The sequence below is a fragment of the Streptomyces sp. NPDC054840 genome, assembly GCF_053611065.1.
Genome location: NZ_JBSGZP010000956.1, coordinates 1 through 2144, shown reverse-complemented (window position 1 = coordinate 2144; position 2144 = coordinate 1). Strand labels below are relative to the sequence as shown.

The following is a 2144-nucleotide window of genomic DNA, read 5'->3' as shown; positions in this document are numbered from 1 at the left end:
GCCCCCCCCTTTCGGACCTTCAGGTCAGAGCGACCCGGCCTCCGGGGCGCGGCCTTCGGCGGGCTGCGCCTTGCGCAGATCCGCCTTGCCGGGCTCGCCCTTCGTCAGAGCGGCCGCCTCCACCGTGGCCTCGGCCCCGTCGGCAGCGGAGTCACCGGTGCCCGAGGACTTGTCATCGGCCCCGGAGTCCTTCGTCTCCGACGAAGCCGCCGCGTCACCGCCTTCACCGCCGGAGGTACCGGGTTCGACGACCGTCTCGCGGCCCGGTCGCAGCTTCGCCGAGAGCACCAGGTAGACGACGGCCAGGACGAAGACGACGATCGAGGTCCAGACATTCAGCCGGACGCCCAGGATGTGGTGCGCCTCGTCGACGCGCATGTACTCGATCCAGCCGCGGCCGACGCAGTACGCGGCGACGTACAGGGCGAAGGCCCGTCCGTGGCCGAGCTTGAAGCGGCGGTCGGCCCAGATGACCAGCAGCGCGACACCGACGCACCACAGCGACTCGTAGAGGAAGGTCGGGTGGTACGTGCCCGCGTCCCGGTTCGGGCCCGCGGTGATCTCCACCGCCCACGGCAGGTCGGTGGCCCGGCCGTACAGCTCCTGGTTGAACCAGTTGCCCCAGCGGCCGCAGGCCTGGGCCAGCGCGATGCCGGGGGCCAGGGCGTCCGCCCAGGCCGGCAACGGGATCCCGCGCAGGCGACAGCCGATCCAGGCACCCACCGCACCGAGCGCGATGGCGCCCCAGATGCCGAGTCCGCCCTCCCAGATCTTGAAGGCGTCGACCCAGTTGCGGCCCTCGCCGAAGTAGAGCTGGTAGTCGGTGATCACGTGGTAGAGGCGACCACCGACCAGGCCGAAGGGCACGGCCCACACGGCGATGTCCGCGACCGTGCCCGGCTTTCCGCCGCGCGCGATCCATCGCCTGTTGCCGAGCCAGACGGCGACGAAGACGCCGATGATGATGCAGAACGCGTAGCCGCGGAGCGGGATCGGTCCGAGATGGATCACGCCGGTCGACGGACTGGGGATGTAAGCAATGTCCATGGCAGGCATGACGCTACCTTGCCGGGCGGTGCGTACCGCAACCCGCCCGGCAGGACGAAACCAAATCCAGACATGGCAGTGGCTGCGGTCAGTCCTCCGAGGGCCCCCTGGAGGAGGACGTGGAGGAGCCGCTGGAGGTCCCTCCGGTGGACCGGTTCGAGGACCCGCCGGACGACCCGCCCGACCCGGTGCGAGAGGCCGACGGCGAGGCCTTCGCCCCGGCCTTGGTTCCGGCCTTCGTTCCGGCTCCGGGGGTGGTGCCGGCCGACGGTGAGGCCTTCCCGGCCACTGCCCCCGTCCCGGCTCCGGCTCCGGCGGCCGCGCCTCCCGAGCCCTTGGCCGCGGCTTCCACCTGCTCCTTCAGCTTCTGCGGGGTCACCGGGTTCGCCTGGTCGGAGAGGAGGTCCTTGCCGTTCAGCAGCACGGTCGGGGTGCCCCGGAACTGTCCGGCGGTGAAGGCGCCGTCCGACTTGGCCACCCAGGTGTTGTGCGTGCCGTCCTCGACGCACGAGCGGAACTCGGGGGTGTCCAGCCCCTCGACCTTGCCCGCCATCTCCAGCAGCTTGGCGTTCTTGCCGAAGGCGTCGTCGGTCTCCTGCGGCTGGTTCTGGAAGAGGAGGTCGTGGTACGCGGTGAACTTGCCGGCGTCCTGCGCGCAGGCGGCCGCGTTGGCCGCCTTCAGCGAGCCGCTGCCGCCCATCCTCCGGTCGATGAGCGTGACCAGGTGATAGTCGACCTTGAGCAGCCCCTTGGCCTCCAGGTCGTGGATGACGTCGCGGTAGTTGTCCTCGAAGAACTTGCACGAGGGGCAGCGGAAGTCCTCCCACACGGTCAGGGTGGGCTTCGCCTCGGGCTTGCCCGACCGGATGGCGAGGGCGTCCTTTCCGGTGGCCCCGGAGGGGGCGACCACCGGGCCCGCCTTGGCGGGTCCGCTCTTGCCGGTGTTGGCCGCGATCACGCCGACCACGGTCGCCAGGCCGAGGACGCCGACCACCGCCGCCGCCACGACGAGGGTCCGCCGGCGCTTGTCCCGGGTCTTCTGCCGCTCGCGCTCCACGAGGAGTCGTTCCCGGGCCGATCGTTTCGTCGCATCGCGG

At 71.1% G+C, this 2144-nt stretch carries 1 protein-coding gene and 1 pseudogene; both read right to left on the bottom strand.

Annotated elements, in window-relative coordinates; translation table 11 throughout:
- Positions 1–24 precede the first annotated feature (24 nt).
- Positions 25–1047 (bottom strand): prolipoprotein diacylglyceryl transferase, encoded by a 1023-nt coding sequence (gene lgt / locus ACWGIU_RS36375; RefSeq protein ID WP_453712350.1) that lies wholly within the window; start codon positions 1045–1047, stop codon positions 25–27.
- A gap of 331 nt (positions 1048–1378) precedes the next feature.
- Positions 1379–2144, bottom strand: a pseudogene (locus ACWGIU_RS36370) (DsbA family protein); the annotation flags it as partial.

Bases quoted from the DNA above. Each gene is read 5' to 3' on its own strand.
- lgt (WP_453712350.1), bottom strand. From the start codon at position 1,047: ATGGACATTGCTTACATCCCCAGTCCGTCGACCGGCGTGATCCATCTC.